The 16,954-nt window shown below is 35.6% G+C and carries 18 protein-coding genes and 1 pseudogene; 14 read left to right on the top strand and 5 right to left on the bottom strand.

Going from position 1 to position 16,954, the window contains the following annotated elements; all coding sequences use genetic code 11:
- Nucleotides 1-463: 463 nt before the first annotated feature.
- Nucleotides 464-721, top strand: coding sequence for an FMN-binding protein (locus tag BHU68_RS17890; protein ID WP_069472977.1), 258 nt, complete (start codon nt 464-466; stop codon nt 719-721).
- A gap of 34 nt (nt 722-755) precedes the next feature.
- On the opposite strand, the gene BHU68_RS17245 is transcribed toward BHU68_RS17890, so the two are convergent.
- Nucleotides 756-938: a hypothetical protein gene (locus BHU68_RS17245; RefSeq protein WP_069472976.1), complete on the bottom strand. Its 183-nt coding sequence runs from the start codon at nt 936-938 to the stop codon at nt 756-758.
- A gap of 134 nt (nt 939-1,072) precedes the next feature.
- On the opposite strand from BHU68_RS17245, the gene BHU68_RS08065 reads away from it, so the two are divergent.
- The 11 genes and pseudogenes from BHU68_RS08065 to BHU68_RS08015 all read left to right on the top strand — a co-directional run bounded on the left by BHU68_RS08065 (nt 1,073) and on the right by BHU68_RS08015 (nt 8,006).
- Complete coding sequence (locus BHU68_RS08065) at nt 1,073-2,134, top strand: 5'-nucleotidase C-terminal domain-containing protein (RefSeq protein WP_069472808.1); 1,062 nt, start codon at nt 1,073-1,075, stop codon at nt 2,132-2,134.
- A 116-nt stretch (nt 2,135-2,250) separates the two neighbouring features.
- Nucleotides 2,251-3,261: an ABC transporter substrate-binding protein gene (locus BHU68_RS08060; protein WP_069472809.1), complete on the top strand. Its 1,011-nt coding sequence runs from the start codon at nt 2,251-2,253 to the stop codon at nt 3,259-3,261.
- A 248-nt stretch (nt 3,262-3,509) separates the two neighbouring features.
- A pseudogene (locus tag BHU68_RS08055) lies at nt 3,510-4,121 on the top strand (DUF5020 family protein); the annotation flags it as partial.
- Between the two features lie 18 nt (nt 4,122-4,139).
- Nucleotides 4,140-4,394: a phosphopantetheine-binding protein gene (locus tag BHU68_RS08050; protein ID WP_069472811.1), complete on the top strand. Its 255-nt coding sequence runs from the start codon at nt 4,140-4,142 to the stop codon at nt 4,392-4,394.
- A gap of 316 nt (nt 4,395-4,710) precedes the next feature.
- Nucleotides 4,711-5,052: an RNA recognition motif domain-containing protein gene (locus tag BHU68_RS08045; protein WP_253181160.1), complete on the top strand. Its 342-nt coding sequence runs from the start codon at nt 4,711-4,713 to the stop codon at nt 5,050-5,052.
- Nucleotides 5,053-5,193: 141 nt separating this feature from the next.
- Entirely contained in the window at nt 5,194-5,514 is a 321-nt protein-coding gene (locus BHU68_RS08040) for a hypothetical protein (RefSeq protein ID WP_141698851.1), read from the top strand.
- Nucleotides 5,514-6,218 carry an AMP-binding protein gene (locus tag BHU68_RS08035; protein WP_069472813.1) on the top strand — a complete coding sequence of 235 codons (705 nt, stop codon included), beginning with the start codon at nt 5,514-5,516 and terminating at the stop codon, nt 6,216-6,218. The genes BHU68_RS08040 and BHU68_RS08035 overlap by 1 nt, the downstream gene beginning before the upstream one ends.
- Nucleotides 6,197-6,799 (top strand): AMP-binding protein, encoded by a 603-nt coding sequence (locus tag BHU68_RS08030; protein ID WP_083234302.1) that lies wholly within the window; start codon nt 6,197-6,199, stop codon nt 6,797-6,799. Before BHU68_RS08035 ends, BHU68_RS08030 begins: the two co-directional genes overlap by 22 nt.
- Complete coding sequence (locus BHU68_RS18330) at nt 6,738-6,980, top strand: phosphopantetheine-binding protein (RefSeq protein ID WP_445082182.1); 243 nt, start codon at nt 6,738-6,740, stop codon at nt 6,978-6,980. The genes BHU68_RS08030 and BHU68_RS18330 overlap by 62 nt, the downstream gene beginning before the upstream one ends.
- Nucleotides 6,981-6,982: 2 nt before the next feature.
- On the top strand, nt 6,983-7,474 hold the full coding sequence (locus BHU68_RS08025) for a cupin domain-containing protein (RefSeq protein WP_069471817.1): 492 nt from the start codon (nt 6,983-6,985) through the stop codon (nt 7,472-7,474).
- A 271-nt stretch (nt 7,475-7,745) separates the two neighbouring features.
- On the top strand, nt 7,746-8,006 hold the full coding sequence (locus BHU68_RS08015; RefSeq protein ID WP_069471816.1) for a hypothetical protein: 261 nt from the start codon (nt 7,746-7,748) through the stop codon (nt 8,004-8,006).
- A gap of 194 nt (nt 8,007-8,200) precedes the next feature.
- Here the strand turns inward: BHU68_RS08015 and BHU68_RS08010 are convergent, their stop codons facing one another.
- The 3 genes from BHU68_RS08010 to BHU68_RS08000 form a co-directional block, all read right to left on the bottom strand.
- Nucleotides 8,201-8,935, bottom strand: coding sequence for an ABC transporter permease (locus tag BHU68_RS08010; RefSeq protein WP_069471815.1), 735 nt, complete (start codon nt 8,933-8,935; stop codon nt 8,201-8,203).
- A 1-nt stretch (nt 8,936) separates the two neighbouring features.
- Nucleotides 8,937-9,863, bottom strand: coding sequence for an ABC transporter ATP-binding protein (locus BHU68_RS08005; protein ID WP_069471814.1), 927 nt, complete (start codon nt 9,861-9,863; stop codon nt 8,937-8,939).
- A gap of 74 nt (nt 9,864-9,937) precedes the next feature.
- Complete coding sequence (locus tag BHU68_RS08000; protein ID WP_069471813.1) at nt 9,938-10,600, bottom strand: protein-L-isoaspartate O-methyltransferase family protein; 663 nt, start codon at nt 10,598-10,600, stop codon at nt 9,938-9,940.
- Nucleotides 10,601-10,671: 71 nt separating this feature from the next.
- Between BHU68_RS08000 and thiC the strand changes: the two genes are divergently transcribed.
- The gene (gene thiC / locus BHU68_RS07995) at nt 10,672-12,270 is read left to right on the top strand and encodes a phosphomethylpyrimidine synthase ThiC (RefSeq protein ID WP_069471812.1); all 1,599 of its coding nucleotides are present in this window, start codon (nt 10,672-10,674) and stop codon (nt 12,268-12,270) included.
- A 58-nt stretch (nt 12,271-12,328) separates the two neighbouring features.
- Nucleotides 12,329-13,006: a DNA alkylation repair protein gene (locus tag BHU68_RS07990; RefSeq protein WP_069471811.1), complete on the top strand. Its 678-nt coding sequence runs from the start codon at nt 12,329-12,331 to the stop codon at nt 13,004-13,006.
- Nucleotides 13,007-13,017: 11 nt separating this feature from the next.
- Here BHU68_RS07990 and BHU68_RS07985 read toward each other — a convergent pair whose 3' ends face one another.
- Nucleotides 13,018-16,917: a right-handed parallel beta-helix repeat-containing protein gene (locus BHU68_RS07985; protein ID WP_069473728.1), complete on the bottom strand. Its 3,900-nt coding sequence runs from the start codon at nt 16,915-16,917 to the stop codon at nt 13,018-13,020.
- Nucleotides 16,918-16,954: the final 37 nt, after the last annotated feature.

Raw genomic sequence — 16,954 nt, 5'->3', positions numbered from 1 at the left:
TGTGTATGTCTGATCCATTTTTTATTTCTTGCGTCATTCAAAATGATTTGTTGTTGTTTCAATTAAAATTTTAACATATTTACATAATATTAAGTACAGCGAATTACGTGGATAAACAAATTATTTAAATTAAACTTTATTAGTTTATCCACGTAATTAGTTGTACTTATTTTTGTTAATAAACTTTTGCGTACCTACTTATTAGGCATTACGCCAGAAAACACCTATCTCTTCATAAAAGGTCATATTCTCTATGAAAATGTTGTTAGGCAAATATCTGAATAATATTTTTTTGATTTGCAATATAAAAACTTAGCTAAAATAAGCTTATTTACTATGTCTTTTGGAGTAGTTGCTGCTGTTCAAGCTGTTATAGCTAAAGGCGTATATCAGCAACCTAGTGCTTTTTTAAATTAAGTCTTTAATTATCAGCCATCTAAAGTTCGTATGATTTGGCTAACTCGTGTGCGACGTTTGGATTTTAGAGGAAATTGGTAAAAAGAAACCGATAACTACTGGAATTGTGATTAATAAAGGGCGAATTGAACGCTTTAAGGTATTAATTTTTCGCGAAACTCGCGGCTGGGAAGTATGTTATCCTTTTTTTACTAATCAGTTTAAAGGTAATTCATTAAACAATTTTTCTCATATTGATGGAATTAGTGGTGCGACTTTATCAGTAAGAGCATTGAAAAATTGGCTAAACTCAGTCTATATTTAGATATGATTATAAATAAACAGCTGATTCAGGGTAATTATGATAAATTAGCAGGTGCGGTAAATCTACCACAAGGATTTATCGCGATCTTAATAAAATAACAAATTTTTTTAATCACAGCAGAAGCTGAAATAATCGAAGCTTTAACAGCAACAGAAGATAAGCTTGTTAGGATTGAAAAAAGATAAGCAACTGCACAAACAGCATCTCTCATTAGCATTGATAATATCCTGTACAACACTTTTTATTATTATTTGCGTTTGACAACAGCAAATATTAGGCATTATAATACCAACAAATGGCGAATGTATTTTCCATTATCTCGGTCATCCAGTATGATCAACATTTAATTTTTTGGAAGTATTAAATAATGAAAAAAAGCACATAATCCCAATTGGCTTGAGCCTACTAGGCTTGGCTAATTATGTCCCAGCTCAAGTGGACTATCCTTCTTTTTCTTGGGCAAGCGGCAAATTGGATATACTAATCGTTGGTGTACAGCTTGCTGATACACGAGCAGGTGCCTTCGATATAAACATGAATTGGTTGAGAGAAACCAAGAACCCTATGGTATTTGTTCTTAAAGATGCCAAAAAATCCTCCAGAACCAGCCCTGTTTCAGCCACATTTGGGATAGAGAATAATATTCTGCGTATTCCTATTTTGGAGACCAGCAATGAGGAAGGTTCAAAACATTATAAAACGGTTTTGGAAATGATGCCAAATACCGATCCATTGCAATTTACGCTCACTGAAGCCACTTTGATACCCAAGAGCTTTTTTGAAGTAGTAGGTATTGCCGGGATGTTTTTTGATGGGAACGAAGAAATTATACGTTACCAAGAAAGCGTACTTGCTAATCTTGTTAGCGATGTGATGTTAGAAGCAGGGAAAAGTGATGGCGTGGTTGCTAGCTTGATGAATACTGGTGGCCTACGTGGCAATATCGGTGCAGGTGAGGTGACTATGGGTGAGTTGTTGACGCTACTACCTTTCGGTGATAAAGTGGTGATTTTGGATGTGACTGGCCGTGAGTTAGTGGCCGCCTTAGATAATGGTTTAACTCACGCTGGTGGTGAGTTAACTGGTGCATTTCCAAGCATTGCCGGGATGCAAGTTAATTATTGTGACCAGCAACCGTGTTCGGATGCGTTGCTTGAAGGTGGGGTAGTCACCAAGCTTACTATAGATGGTACAGCGGTTGAAATGGATAACAACTATAAAATAGCTACTCAAGCCTTCTTGGCAGGCGGAGGTGATAATTACACCATGTTGAAAGAAGCCTGTCAACGTGGTAATTGCCGCAAGACTGACATACTGCTGGTGGATCGGGTTGTGGAAGAATTTAGAAATAACTCGCCAGTGACACGAAAGATTGAGCAACGAATAAATCCTATATCAGTTAAGACCGGATAAGTTAAGATGGGAGGTATTTTCCCATTTACTGGCGCGTTGTCCGACTTTGGAACAACTGTTCATAACTCAGCATTGCTAGCTACTAAGCATTTAGCCAAAGCAGGTTACCCTGTGGAGTGGCAGCCCGCGAACTGATTGAAGACGCTCAAACTCAAGTGATTATTGGTGCTGCGAGTAGTAGCACAACGATTGCTGTTGCTGAAAATATATCTATAGTCAAGAAAATTCCACTAATTTCTTATCTTTCTAGTTCGCCTAAAATCACTACACTGGCTGTTGATGAAGGCAAAGATTTTCTGTTTCGCACTGTGCCTTCAGATGCCTTACAAGGGGTTGTATTAGCAAACTTTGCTTATGAAAAAGGCTACAGAAACTTGTCTGTACTTTATATTGATAACGTTTACGGCAAAGGTCTGCTGGACGTATTCAAGGATAATTTTAATGCTTTGGGTGGCACAATAAGTGCTGAGGTATCACATCCAGAAACAGCGAGTAAAGATTTTGATACAAACAAAGACCTTTATCTTGCAGCACTGCAAAAGGCTAAAACAGCAGGGGCAGAAGGTCTGGTGGTTATGAGCATCTCAGATCAATCAAATGGCTACATACCACTCGCTATTGAGAATAAGCTTTTCAATAACTTTCTCTTTGTAGATGGTAGTAAATCAGAAAAACTCATTCAAATTGTTGGGGCTACGGCATTAGAAGGCATGTGTGGTACAGCACCGGGCGTAGATAAGAATACAACATCATGGAAGAAATTTGAAAAAGGCTACATAGCTGAATATGGTGGTAATATATCTCAAAAACCTTTTATGTCTAATACTTACGATGCAGTAATTAGTGCTGGACTTGCAGCTTATGCTGCTCAAGCCGCCACTGGTAAAGCACCAACGGCTATCACTATCCGCGACTACTTACGTCATATTAATGATCCAAAAGGACAAGAAGTTGTAGCCGGGATAGAAGGATTAAGACAAGGCATGAAAACGCTAAATAGTGGGCTTACTATCAATTATCAAGGGGCATCGGGAACTGTTGATTTTGATGAACATGGAGATGTTATCGCCCCCATTGAGATTTGGTGCTATGAAGGTGGTGAAATTAAGTCTAAAGAACTTAGATAATTCACCTTAATAAATTTCAACAATGCTTCCAATACCTACCTATGGTAAGCGTATTGTTGATATACATAAGAGTTGTCTAAAAATCATGTAATATTGTTTTTATAAGAAAAATTTTGACAAGTCTATAAAAATATTAATGATAAATAGAGAAAATTAAATTAAAAAAATTGTGTCAAAATACAACTACAATACCAGTAGCTGCAAAAGAAGAGTCTTATTTTTCTAAAACATAATTCCAGCTTCATGCGGATTTTGATCGTAAACCATTAGAAAGTGATATATTAACTGGAACTTTTGAACATTTTTCAAAATGGAAATATGGAGATAATTTTTTCTTTCTTGATATTGAAGGTAAACCGGATTTTAAAGCTGAAGCTGACACATTATATTTTGAATATGCACCACATTTTAGCTTAGATAAAATTTTTGGTAGCAAAATTTTGCCGGGAAAATATCTTGGTGATACTTACGCAACAATTCAATACAATGATAGTGATCGCGGATTCATTAATCGGGTTTGGCTCTATGGAATGAGCATAGATTTTGCTGGACAACCTAATTTTGGATTTTCTAACATACATTTTTTAATACGTGAAGAAGACACACAAGATACTTCTTATCAAGTAACCTTTGCTTGGGGTCAACCTTTTAGCTTAGGAAATTGGAATTTTTCCTTTAATGGTTTTCTCGATTACTGGAAAGATGATGAAAAGCATGTGTTCTTAACAGAACCACAGCTACGTTTACCATTATCAAATGTTGAGATTGGTACTGAAATAGAAATATCAAAAAACTTTTTTGGTAAAAATTATGGCTGGGAAGTTAATCCAACAGTATTTATATCTTTCCCTTTTGAATAAAAAAATCGGTTGTACTTAATGAATAGGATCAATTTATCTACCTTAACTGTCAATGGCAAAATTGACCGTCAAGCCCTACCAGAACCTAGCATTAACTTTCACAATCAATTTGAAACGCCGCGCAACAAGGTAGAAAGCCAACTCGCCACTATTTGGAAAAACATCTTAAACCAAAAGGAAATCAGTATTCATGACAACTTTTTCAGTTTAGGCGGCGATTCAATTTTAAACAAAACTCAATGGATAAAGCAATTACACACAAACCGCATGTAGAAGGCGGTTATTTCCAATGCACTATCAATCTGATTAGCCATTCCTGACGCAAAAATTCCACGCTATTTAATGATTTATATTTTTTATATGAAATATCAACCCTCTACCCACTCTACTTATGCTCTGATCTCAATTATTACCAGCACAAAGCTTGATTTTTTCAATTAAGCCCTAACTTATAACCAAAGTTAATAACTTTGGCTCAAAACAAAACATGTTGGCGATGGGTAAAAACCGCTCATACATGCTATGCTTTGAGTCTTGCTGTAAATCAACCGTCGTTAATTTTTTTGAAAAACATATAGGTAGAGAAAATATGAGAAAAACTATTTTTTACATTTTGAGCTTATGCTCCTTGTTATGTATTTTACCAGCCGCATACGGAATGAATATTTATGTAGGTAATTTGCCGCATAGCATGACTGACTCAGAGTTAAAAAAGCTATTTGCTGAGTATGGTGAAGTATCGATAGCAAGCGTAATTACTTATAAAAAATCAGGACAATCGAGAGACTTTGGATTTCTTGAAATGCCAAACCAAGCAGAGGGTCAAAAAGCGATAAACTCTCTAAATGGGAGTTCTCTTAAAGGGAGAAATATCAAGGTAAATCAAGCAAAACCAAGAAATGATAGACCGCAACGCAGGTATAGATACTAAAAAATCAGGAAAGCTATGTAAGTCCTTGATTTTTTAGTAAGGAGCAAGCGTAGGGTCAATGCCATTATAAAAGCAAACTTATGCAAAGCGTAGCCAACGCTTTGCGTTGCACTCCAACAAATGATGACGCTCCGACTGATTATGAACACCCAAGTAAAACAAACCCACTACCCTCTGACATCATCCCTACGCACGATTTTAACGGATACAACAGATGACTATGGATTGCCTTTGCAAACTTTTATGAACTTATCGGTTTCTGTGCCAGTGCAGGATTTTTCCGGGAAGGATGATTCCGCGCTAGACTGGATGCGAAATCGGTTTGACCAACCATTTAAATTGCATGGTAAACCGCTGTTTCGTTATGATTTAGTGAAAACCGCTGACGATTGCATATCACAATATCACAATATTACGCTTATTTCACCCAAGCATAAATTCAAGCATTACACAATCGTTTAATGACAATTTTGCAAGCGATACTAACTGACAGTTCATCAATTGCAGCCCTTCCCATCCTCACTGCTTCAGAAATACAACAACTTCAAACGTGGAATCAAACCCAAATGGATTATCCGAAAAATCTGACTATTGTTGCATTGTTTGAGCAGCAGCTTGCCAAAACGCCGGATAACATTGCTGTCGTATTTGAAAACCAGTCGCTGACTTATCGGCAACTCAACGCCAAAGCTAACCAACTTGCCCACAAACTACTATCACTCTCAGCATTTAAAGACACACACAACCCACTGATAGCCATCTGTGTTGAACGTTCTTTGGACATGCTAATTGGTTTACTTGGTATTCTCAAAGCCGGTGGTGCTTATGTACCAATAGATATCAACTATCCCACCGAACGTATTGCTTATATGCTGAATGACAGTGCAGCGCCGGTGTTATTGACGCAAAGTCAATTACAAGCGCAACTGCCTAAAACAGAATCAGCCGTGGTTTATTTAGATGAAACCCATTTTGCTTCCCAAGCCCAACATAACCCAAGTTTACCCATCCAGTCCAACGATTTGGCATATGTGATTTATACTTCTGGATCGACTGGACAGCCCAAAGGTGTCGAAATTGAACACAGTAGTCTGATTAATATTTATCAGAGTTGGGGCTTCTGCTTATTATCTAAATCAACTTCATGCACACTTGCAAATGGCTAGTTTCTCTTTTGATGTATTCACAGGAGATTGGGTGCGTGCTTTATGCAGCGGAGCCAAACTGGTGTTATGTCCCTTCCGTCATCCGTCCATTGCAGACATACTTGCACCAAACTGGCCAAAAACTCCATTTATCTCTTGTAATTATAGGTTCTGAACTCTGGTATTTGCATGAATATTATACACTGAAAGACTGTTGTGCCAACCACACTCGGTTAATCAGTTCCTATGGTGTTAGCGAAGCTACCATTGATAGCAGCTATTTTGAATCAACGCTGTTATCAGAACACTTAGAACGGGCCGTTCCCATTGGGAAAGCATTGAATAACATACAATTATGGGTGTTAGATCAATTTTACCAACCCCAACCAGTTGGCATCGATGGTCAACTGTGCATTGCTGGAGCGGGTTTGGCTCGCGGCTACCTCAACCGCCCCGAACTCACCGCCGAAAAATTCATTGAAGTCCAACTATTCGGCAAACGGGAGCGCATCTACAAAACTGGGGACATTGCCCGATTACATGCAGCCCACCAGTTTTACTGTGTTGGACAAACTGCCCTTAACTGTCAATGGCAAAATTGACCGTCAAGCCCTACCAGAACCTAGCATTAACTTTCACAATCAATTTGAAACGCCGCGCAACGAGGTAGAAAGCCAACTCGCCACGATTTGGAAAAACATCTTAAACCAAAAGGAAATCAGTATTCATGACAACTTTTTCAGTTTAGGCGGCGATTCAATTTTAAGTATAAAATCTTGGTAAATATGAACAAAACTCAATGGATAAAGCAATTACAATTAAAACCGCATGTAGAAGGCGGTTATTTCCGACGCACCTATCAATCTGATTATACGCATGAAGCCATTCCTTACGCAAAAACCCCACGCTATTTGATGACTTCTATTTTTTATATGCTGACTGATGATAGCCCGACTGATTATTTGAATGTCAATTCTGCTGACATTATCCACTATTTTCATGCCGGTTCATCACTGACTTATTTGATTGTGCATCCTGATGGGCATATACAACGAGTAAGGCTTGGCAACAATCCCGCAGCCGGCGAACAATTACAATTGTTGGTGAAGGCTGGTTGTTGGAAAACCGCTATTTTGGAGACGGGCGAATTTGGCATAATCAGTGAAGCCGTTTCTCCCGGATTTGAGTATGCGGATATGGCGTTGATTACTTCGCCAGATGTGCAAGCACGTTTCCCAGAATTGTTGCAACAATTGAGAAATTATATTAAGATATGAACTACTGCCATTAGTTTAACTATGAAATTGGAAAGAAGAAGCGTATGTACAAACTTGAGATTTTCTGCTTGCCAGAGCAGAAAGAGGTTGTTTTAAATACATTGCATGAGACGGGAGTTGATAAGATAGGAAATTACGATCATTGTTGGGTAATCAGCTCCGTCAAGGGATCGCACTCATATAGCGCCTGTGGTCAGGCAGTTGAAGAGAGTATTAGGCTGGGAAGAACCGATTGTGAATATCTTTAAATTGGAAAACATGGAGTTTGTATATGAAGAAAACAATCTTATTACCTAAAAAAGTAAAACAACAAATTGCATCTGCTTCAAAAGTTGCCTCTTATTTATGGCAAAGAGAATGGGCAGAATGTAACGGGGGAAATATCTCCATAAATATGAGTGATTTATTTCAGGATACTTCATTAAAACTTTCCGATTTAGAATATATTGAAGCACCAAATTACCCCAAAGAAGCTGGTGGCAAAATTTTCTTTGTAAGCGGAACCGGTGAACGACTAATTAATTTAAAATAAAGGTATTTAAAATAGATAAACAAGAATGACAAAAATAAGAGCAAGCAAAAGCAATAGGATTGATTCAAGCCAATTGGATAACTAAAAACAGAACATCAAAAATGGCAGCAATAAATAAATCTTAAAAAACCCCGCTCCGTTTAAGCGGGTTTTTTATTGTCTAAAACAATTGTGAGTATTTTAATTACATAAGTTTACAAACGTTCAGCATCCAAACGATAAATACTCAAACTTAAAAATAGCACTATAAACAATAGATAATAAACTATATCAGTACTATTTATTAAGCCTTTTAATAATGATTGGTAATGATCGGTAAATGATAAGTATTGTAATACCGCTACATCTTGTGCCCAACCTACCATCCATAATAATAAAAACACACCAAATGTAGTAATTGCAGCCACTGTTGGATAGGCAGTTAGGCTGGAAATATATAAGCCTAATGCTGTCAATGCTCCTAGCCATAAAATCAATCCTAAGAATGCTGCACCCAATTGTCCAAAATCAATGTCGCCACCAAACATCAGAGATAATGGCATTAATGCTAACATCAGCAACACAATCATAAAAAAGCCCATTAAGCCTAAAAATTTGCCTAACACAATACTTGTCATCGATACTGGGGCTGATATTAATAAAGCTAAGGTTTTATTACGTCGTTCTTCGCTTATTAAGCGCATTGTCAAGAAAGGAGTTATTAACAATAATACAATCGCAATCCAATCAAATAAGGAACCAACTATCATAGAAGTTAAACCGGGCGCACTGGGATCATTTGCTAAATTCGCTTGCACATCTGGTCGTATAAATAAATATACTAGTATTGCAAATGACCATCCAAAAATGATTTGCATTACTCCCAGTATTGCCCAAGCCAGTGGTGATAAAAATAAACTTTTAAATTCTCGTTTCGCAATAGTAAACATATTATAACTCAGTTGTTAAATCCACAAAAATTTGTTCTAATGAACGTTGTTCTGGAGTCAATTCATATAATCCCCAATTAGCAGCTACAGCTTTTTCAGCTAGTCTTTCAGCAGGATTATTATCATTGCTATATTGAATATAAAAATTATTTTCATCCTTTAGTTCAACTCCTTCAACTCCTTCAATTTGTTTTAATATTTCAATTTCAGGTGGACGACGTAAGCCGATTTTTAGATGATTATTCTGCATTTGTGTAAACAAACCATCAATGGTATCAGTTAAGATTAGTTCACCATTATTAATAATTTGCACATTATTACATACAGCTTGTACTTCTGGTAAAATATGAGTAGATAGTATGACACTATGTTCCTCACCCAAACCGCGTATTAATTCTCTAATTTCACGAATTTGAATAGGATCCAAACCCACTGTTGGTTCATCTAAAATTACGATTGATGGCGTATGAATAATTGCTTGAGCAATACCAACGCGCTGTTGATAACCTTTAGACAAATTACCAATTAAACGCTTATTTACGGTATTTAATCCACATTGCTCAATCGCACGATCAACTGCATCTTTGACTTTTAGACGTGGTACATGGTGTAATTTGGCGCAGAATTGTAAATATTCTTCTACTACCATATCTCGATATAAAGGCGGTTGTTCTGGCAAATAGCCAAGAGCAGCTTTTGCCTTCAATGGATGATCTAATAAATCATAACCACCTACAGAAATTTGCCCAGTTGTTGGAGCCAAAGTACCAGTAATCATTTGCATAGTTGTACTTTTACCAGCCCCATTAGGACCTAAAAACCCTAATATTTCTCCACGTTTAATATCAAAACTAATATTTTGAACCGCACCAAAATCGCCATAATAACGCGACAAATTTTTCACTGAAATCAGCGTTTCTGAACTCATTTATATTCTCACTTTAAAATGTTAATTTACCCACCCTACAAATATGATTTTACATCAAATTTAGATCACATTTCTTACAATACAAAACGCGCTGGTTCAGGTGCGCCTAATAAAGGTGTAATAGATGTTTCAAATAGAGTTTGAGTTTCTATCTTGTCTTCAGTTATACGATTAATTACTTGTGCTTGCATCACTGGTTGTTCTCCTACAATCGCAAATAAAGCCCCTCCTTCTTTCAATTGTTCTTGAAAATTTGGATGTAAAATTGGCACTGAACCAGTTAGTATTATGACATCATAACGATTATCAATATACCAACCGTTGACTGCATCACCTACGCTTAAATCAACATTATTAATATTCAAACTATTTAATTTTTCTTGTGCTGATTCTACGAAATCTTCAAAAATATCTACACTATCAACCTGTCTCGCCGATTTTGCTAATAAGGCAGTTAAATAACCACTACCAGTTCCAATTTCTAACACATGGTCAGTTGGATGAATCATTAAGGCTTGTAATATTCGCGCCTCAACTTTAGGCGACATCATAACTTGAGCATTTGCTAATGGAATTTCAGTATCAGCAAATGCTAAATCATGATACTTTTCTGACACAAATTGTTCTCTAGGCACTTCTGCCATTAAATCTAAAACCCTTTGATCAAACATATTCCAAGGGCGAATTTGTTGCTCAATCATATTAAAACGGGCTTGTTCAAGATTAAAATTGGGCATTATTTATTCCTATATTAGTGGATTTATTTATACAGTGGCTATATATTATATAATTTTTTCTATAAATATATATGAGCGCGAAACTAGAAGATTTAGACCCTACCATTATGCAGCCTTTTCCTAATTCTAAAAAGCTGTATATTAATGGTGTTCCTAAACGAGAAATTACCTTAGATGGTGATAATCCAGCAGTAACAGTATATGATACATCTGGTCCATATACTGATCCTAATATTGAAATTGATTTACATAAAGGCTTACCACATACACGTAAGAAGTCTGCTAAGTTTACACAATTACACTATGCGCGTCGTGGAATTATCACTGATGAAATGGAATTTATTGCCATTCGTGAAGATATGACCCCTGAATTTGTCCGTGATGAAATAGCTGCGGGGCGTGCAATTATTCCTGCTAATATTAATCACCCAGAATTAGAACCCATGATAATAGGGCGTAATTTCTTGGTGAAAATCAATGCCAATATTGGTAATTCTGCCACAACATCTTCAATTGCAGAAGAAGTTGAAAAAATGGTATGGTCAATTCGTTGGGGCGGTGATACCGTCATGGATTTATCCACTGGTAAAAATATTCATGAAACTCGTGAGTGGATTATACGCAATTCACCAGTACCGATTGGCACAGTTCCTATTTATCAAGCCCTAGAAAAAGTTAATGGCAAAGCCGAAGATTTGACATGGGAAATTTTCCGTGAGACTTTGATTGAACAAGCTGAACAAGGTGTGGATTATTTCACAATTCATGCTGGCATACGTTTAGCTCATATTCCATTAACTGCCAAACGAGTAACAGGTATAGTATCACGAGGCGGTTCAATTATGGCAAAATGGTGTTTATCCCATCATACAGAAAGTTTCTTATATACTCATTTTGAAGATATTTGTGAAATAATGAAAATTTATGATGTTTCTTTTTCATTAGGCGACGGATTACGCCCGGGTTGTATTGCAGATGCTAATGATGCGGCTCAATTTGCTGAATTAGAAACATTAGGTGAATTGACAAAGATTGCATGGAAACATGATGTGCAAACCATGATTGAGGGTCCGGGTCATGTGCCAATGCACTTGATAAAAGAAAACATGGATAAGCAATTAGAACTTTGTGATGAGGCTCCATTTTATACATTAGGACCGTTAATAACTGATATTTCACCGGGTTATGATCATATATCATCAGGAATTGGTGCGGCTATGATTGGCTGGTATGGTTGTGCGATGCTATGTTATGTAACTCCTAAAGAACATTTAGGTTTGCCAAATAAGCATGATGTACGTGAAGGAATTATTGCATATAAAATAGCGGCTCATGCAGCCGACTTAGCCAAAGGGCATCCCAACGCACAAATCAGAGATGATGCAATATCCAAAGCTCGCTTTGAATTTAGATGGCATGACCAATTTAATCTAAGCTTAGATCCAATGCGAGCGATTGAATTTCATGATGAAACTTTACCAAAAGAGGCAGCAAAAACCTCACATTTCTGCTCCATGTGTGGTCCCCATTTTTGTTCTATGAAGATCACGCAAGATGTACGTGAATATGCACAGAAACAAGGCATTGGAGACGTGACAATTGCAGTAGAAGAAGGTATGAAAGAAAAAGCGGCTGAATTTAAACAGCAGGGTAGTGAGATTTATAAATAACTAAAAAAAACCTGACAGGTTTTTAAAACCTGTCAGGTTTGTAGCTTGCGGCTTAATTATGAATGAACCACTAAAAAACTTGTATAATGAAGTTTTAATTACAAAACTATCATTATACATAACAACAATTTATAAAGAGTTTGATCAGCAAACTTTTAGCCGCGCTATTTTTGATACAGATTGGGAATCAAAAGAATTAAAGCAAAGAATGCGGCATATTACTGAATGTCTTCATCAATATTTACCACCAGATTATCAATCTGCTTTAGACATTTTAAAGCCAGTTGCTACTAAATTCAATGGTTTTGAATATATGTTGTTTCCATATTTTGTTGAATTATATGGATTGCATGATTGGCAAAATTCTTTACCTGCATTAGCACATTTTACTAAATATTCAAGTTCAGAGTTTGCAGTTCGCCCTTTTATTGTTCAAGACGAACAGCGAATGATGCAACAAATGGCAAAATGGGCAGAAGATAAGAATCATCATATCAGACGCTTAGCCAGTGAGAGTTGTCGCCCTCGTTTGCCTTGGGCTATGGCTTTAGTCAATTTCAAAAAAGATCCTAGCCCAATTATTCCAATTCTGGAACAACTAAAACAAGATCCAAGTGAATATGTTCGTAGAAGCGTTGCAAATAATTTAAATGACATTTCAAAAGATCATCCAGATTTAATATTGCAACTCAGCAAAAAATGGATAGGAAACAATAAACAAGCAGATTGCAAGTAAATCAATTTAGCTTATTTATGATATTCTGGATAGTTACCAAACTTAATGTCAGGAAATTGATGACTACCTTGTTCATTTTCATCAACAGCTTCAATACCAAATTGTGTTGAAGCTGGTCCAAAAAGATCTTTATAAGAGATAGTAGTACCAGCTCCTAATGCACCTCTAGGGTAAGTAAGAGGAATCTTATAGACTTGATCTCCATTATCTAATTCTCCAATATAGAGCATTATTTTATGAAAAACATTTTCACCTGTAGCATTTGATTTAGCAATTACTCTTTTTATAGGTAGTTTTCCCTGTCTAACAATCGCTATTACGTCAAATTCAGTATCACCAAAATCCAATTTGGCAGGGGAATAACCAGCCATAATAACTTGCGGATCATTACGTCGCGTATTATCATACTTTATAGAACTAGCAGATTGCTTATTTACAGTTTGAGAAGGATAGTTACCAACCATTAAATATGGATATATATGAGAATGTTGTTGAAGATTATCAATTGCCTCAATATTAAATTGTCCCGGTTTTGAACCCCATGTAGTTGAGATTGTTGTATTACCAATATTGCGATCATAAGCATAGGATACTTTATAAACTTCATCCCCATTAGGCAATATTCCTGCTCGTGACATTTTGATACCAATATCCGCTAGATTGATATTATCATTACTACTCATATCCGCATCCTGAAATCTAACAGTATGTATAGGATTAACCCCCGGTCTTACTATAGCTACAATATCATATCTATCATCTGTATCTAAATTTATTTGACTAGGGCTTATACCTGCTGCAATCACTTGTGGGCTAACACGAGCTGTATCATTATAAGGTGCTACAATTTCAATTTGTTGAGATAATATGTGAGTTTGATCTCGATTATCAGTTACTTTAAGTTCAATCTTATGAGTACCTTCTGTTAAAGACAGATTGGCGTTTTCTCCTAATGTTTCTTTACTATTATCTACATACCATTCATATTCTCTAATATCACCATCTTCATCTCCAGATTCACTAGCATCAAGTTTAACAGTTATTGGTTGACCAAACATTATACGATAGCTAAATTCGGCTGTTGGAAGGCAATTTACTTCAATATCTTTTTTAAAAGAACCATATACTTTTCCATTCTGTTCAATACTTAATGTAATTGTATATGGTTTATCACTACATTTCTTGAATGTTATATTTGCCTCTTGTCCTTCTGCTGTTTGTCCATCAGAGCTTTTCCATTTATAGTTACTATTTGAAAGTGGATTACCAAAAGGATCCTTGGCTGCCTTAGCTCTTAAAGTTACTATTAATGGAACATTTCCTTTTGAATCAGATAGATTAAATTCTTCTACCTTATAATGTCCAAGTTGTTCCACAGGAACTTCTTTACCAGCAATCATCAAAACGGCTTTACGACCAACTTCACCAGAATTAGTTTCTACCCAATAGTTGATTATACCGCCAGTAGAATGCTTAGGAGTAGATCTAATATCTACCCATTTATTACCTTCATCATTTATAGCATCCCATTCACAATCCTTGCTAGTTGTAACTTTTAAACTATAACCTTTCTCTTCATAGGAATGTGGATTATTGTTTTGTTCGACAGTATATTCACAAGTATCAAATTTAGCTGTTATTGTTTCGTCTTGAGTTATTTTAAATCTGCAACTACCAAGACTATGACAATTTGTAGCTTCCCAACCTTTAAATATAGAACCTACATCTGCTTTCGCAAATAAGCTTATTTTCATAGCTTTAATATAGACTTCTGAACAATCATCACCACAATTAATGCCTATATCTGTAGGTAATTTCTGATCATTTTCTAATTCTTTATCAGTAATAATACCATTACCAGTTCCTTGTTTCTTAATTGTAATAGTATAAGGATTACCAACTAAAACTTCTATTTCTTTAGTCTTATTATTACTTTTTGCATCATCATTATCAGTTACTTCTAAACTGATCTTATAAGTTCCTGATTTTTTAAATGTCATATTAGTATATGAGCTAGAACTAGAAACAGTTTGACCATTAGAAGCATACCAATCATATTTAACAACACGACCATCATTATCAGTTGAACAACTACCATCTAAGCTTACCTTTAATGGTGGTTTACCTCTTATCGGTGTTACTTTTTTAATACATGCAGTAGGTAGTGTAGTATAGTTGACACTTGCTTTTACACCATCATTATCTGTCACTGTTAATTTTATAACATCATTAATACTATTAACAGTAGCATTAGCTTTTTGACCACTTATAGAATTTCCATTTACTAACCATTCATATGTAACAATTGAACCATCAGGATCATTAGATTGACTTCCATCTAATTGCACATTCTGAGGGAATCCTAGCCATGTTTCTTTAGGAGGATCTACTTTGATTTTAACTATAGGGCGAGCGTTAACTTTTAGTGTTTTTGTTAATTCAGAAGTGGCACCATTATTATTCTTAACGCTTAGTTTAACTTTATAAGTTCCATGTTCTTTAAATGTATAAGAACTTGGATTACCAAACAATGAAGTTCCATCATTTACAGACCATTCATAATCTACAATTGGATTGTTTCCTGCTATAGATTGACTTGCATCTAACTTAACTGTTAAAGGTGCAGCATCATTTTGAGGAATCATGGTAAATTTTGCTTGCAGATCATTATCTATAATTTGCAACAAAATTGGTGATGAAGCTGCTACTGCACTACCAGTAGCATTTTTTAAAATTAAGCTAAAACTTTCATTGCCTTCACTTAGTTCATCTTCATTGATTTGTACTGTAAAGGCTTTGGAACTATTATCTCCATCAAGCCAAGTTAAAGTACCTGATACAGGAGTATAATCCTTGTTTCCGGCTGAACCATTCTTACTAGCATACTCTACAGATATTTCACCACTATTACCACCTAGACGCTGAACTGCAATTGTAATTGGACTATCATAAGATTCATTAAAGCTATTAGGGTTAGGCTTACTAAAACGCAACACACCAGATTCATAATATTCATAAGCACCAATATCACCTTCATTCTTTCGTCTAGGATTGCCATCAATATCTGTAGATGGAACGTTATTAGCTTGATTAATTACTGGAGAGCCAGTTTGTAATTGTAAATCGCTATTAAATAATGGATCAATATCCATATTACCATTTTCTGTATAACCACCATTTTGAATATTAGAATAACTAACTACTGGTGTTGCTCCAGTTTCATTAATAATGGATGTGCTATTATTCCAAATAATCGTATTAGTGATATTTGGTGAAGATTGTGAATCATTATAAATTCCAGCACTATTATTTGCAAAGCTACAATTAGTAATGTTTGGAGAAGATGCTTTATTATAAATTCCTCCACCACTAGAATTATTACTAAAAGTACAATTACTAATTGTAGAATTTGAATTTTTATTATAAATTGCTCCACCATTACTACTACTGGTGTTATTTAACAATTTACAATGACTTATATTTGGAGAAGCATTATCATTATAAATTGCACCACCATGATTTGTAGTTTTTCCATTGCTAATAGTTAAACCGTCTATGCTAGCATTAGCAGAAATATAAAATACTATATCATTATTACCGCCACTAACTGTTGTAGTATTAGAATACCAATCTCTCTGATTTTTATCAGTTTCTAAACCTGAGAAACCACCATATATTGCTACTGCTTTATTGATTTTAATTCGTGATGATAAGGAGTAAGTTCCTTGTTTCAACCAAATTTCATCATTATCAGTAGCAGCATCTACGCCTTCTTGAATAGTTTTAAAAGCATTAGCCCAAGATGTACCATCACCTGAACTTGAAGTATTTGTATCAATATACCATACTGATGCAAATACCCCACTAGGTATAAAATATAAGAAAAATATTAGTTGTCTAAATAGTTTCATTTTTAAATATCCTTTGGGGCTGAAATCAGCCCCTAAA

It is taken from the genome of Candidatus Marithrix sp. Canyon 246 (assembly GCF_001723685.1).
Classification (GTDB): domain Bacteria; phylum Pseudomonadota; class Gammaproteobacteria; order Beggiatoales; family Beggiatoaceae; genus Marithrix.
This window is presented reverse-complemented; position numbering and strand designations above follow the sequence as displayed.

Excerpts from the sequence above, each read along its gene's own strand:
- BHU68_RS17245 (WP_069472976.1), bottom strand. The coding sequence starts at position 938 with ATGCTAATGAGAGATGCTGTTTGTGCAGTTGCTTATCTTTTTTCAATC.
- BHU68_RS08050 (WP_069472811.1), top strand. The coding sequence starts at position 4,140 with ATGAATAGGATCAATTTATCTACCTTAACTGTCAATGGCAAAATTGAC.
- BHU68_RS08045 (WP_253181160.1), top strand. The coding sequence starts at position 4,711 with ATGAGAAAAACTATTTTTTACATTTTGAGCTTATGCTCCTTGTTATGT.
- BHU68_RS08040 (WP_141698851.1), top strand. The coding sequence starts at position 5,194 with ATGAACACCCAAGTAAAACAAACCCACTACCCTCTGACATCATCCCTA.
- BHU68_RS08035 (WP_069472813.1), top strand. The coding sequence starts at position 5,514 with ATGACAATTTTGCAAGCGATACTAACTGACAGTTCATCAATTGCAGCC.
- BHU68_RS08030 (WP_083234302.1), top strand. The coding sequence starts at position 6,197 with ATGCACACTTGCAAATGGCTAGTTTCTCTTTTGATGTATTCACAGGAG.
- BHU68_RS18330 (WP_445082182.1), top strand. The coding sequence starts at position 6,738 with ATGCAGCCCACCAGTTTTACTGTGTTGGACAAACTGCCCTTAACTGTC.
- BHU68_RS08025 (WP_069471817.1), top strand. The coding sequence starts at position 6,983 with ATGAACAAAACTCAATGGATAAAGCAATTACAATTAAAACCGCATGTA.
- BHU68_RS08015 (WP_069471816.1), top strand. The coding sequence starts at position 7,746 with ATGAAGAAAACAATCTTATTACCTAAAAAAGTAAAACAACAAATTGCA.
- BHU68_RS08010 (WP_069471815.1), bottom strand. The coding sequence starts at position 8,935 with ATGTTTACTATTGCGAAACGAGAATTTAAAAGTTTATTTTTATCACCA.
- BHU68_RS08005 (WP_069471814.1), bottom strand. The coding sequence starts at position 9,863 with ATGAGTTCAGAAACGCTGATTTCAGTGAAAAATTTGTCGCGTTATTAT.
- BHU68_RS08000 (WP_069471813.1), bottom strand. The coding sequence starts at position 10,600 with ATGCCCAATTTTAATCTTGAACAAGCCCGTTTTAATATGATTGAGCAA.
- thiC (WP_069471812.1), top strand. The coding sequence starts at position 10,672 with ATGAGCGCGAAACTAGAAGATTTAGACCCTACCATTATGCAGCCTTTT.
- BHU68_RS07990 (WP_069471811.1), top strand. The coding sequence starts at position 12,329 with ATGAATGAACCACTAAAAAACTTGTATAATGAAGTTTTAATTACAAAA.
- BHU68_RS07985 (WP_069473728.1), bottom strand. The coding sequence starts at position 16,917 with ATGAAACTATTTAGACAACTAATATTTTTCTTATATTTTATACCTAGT.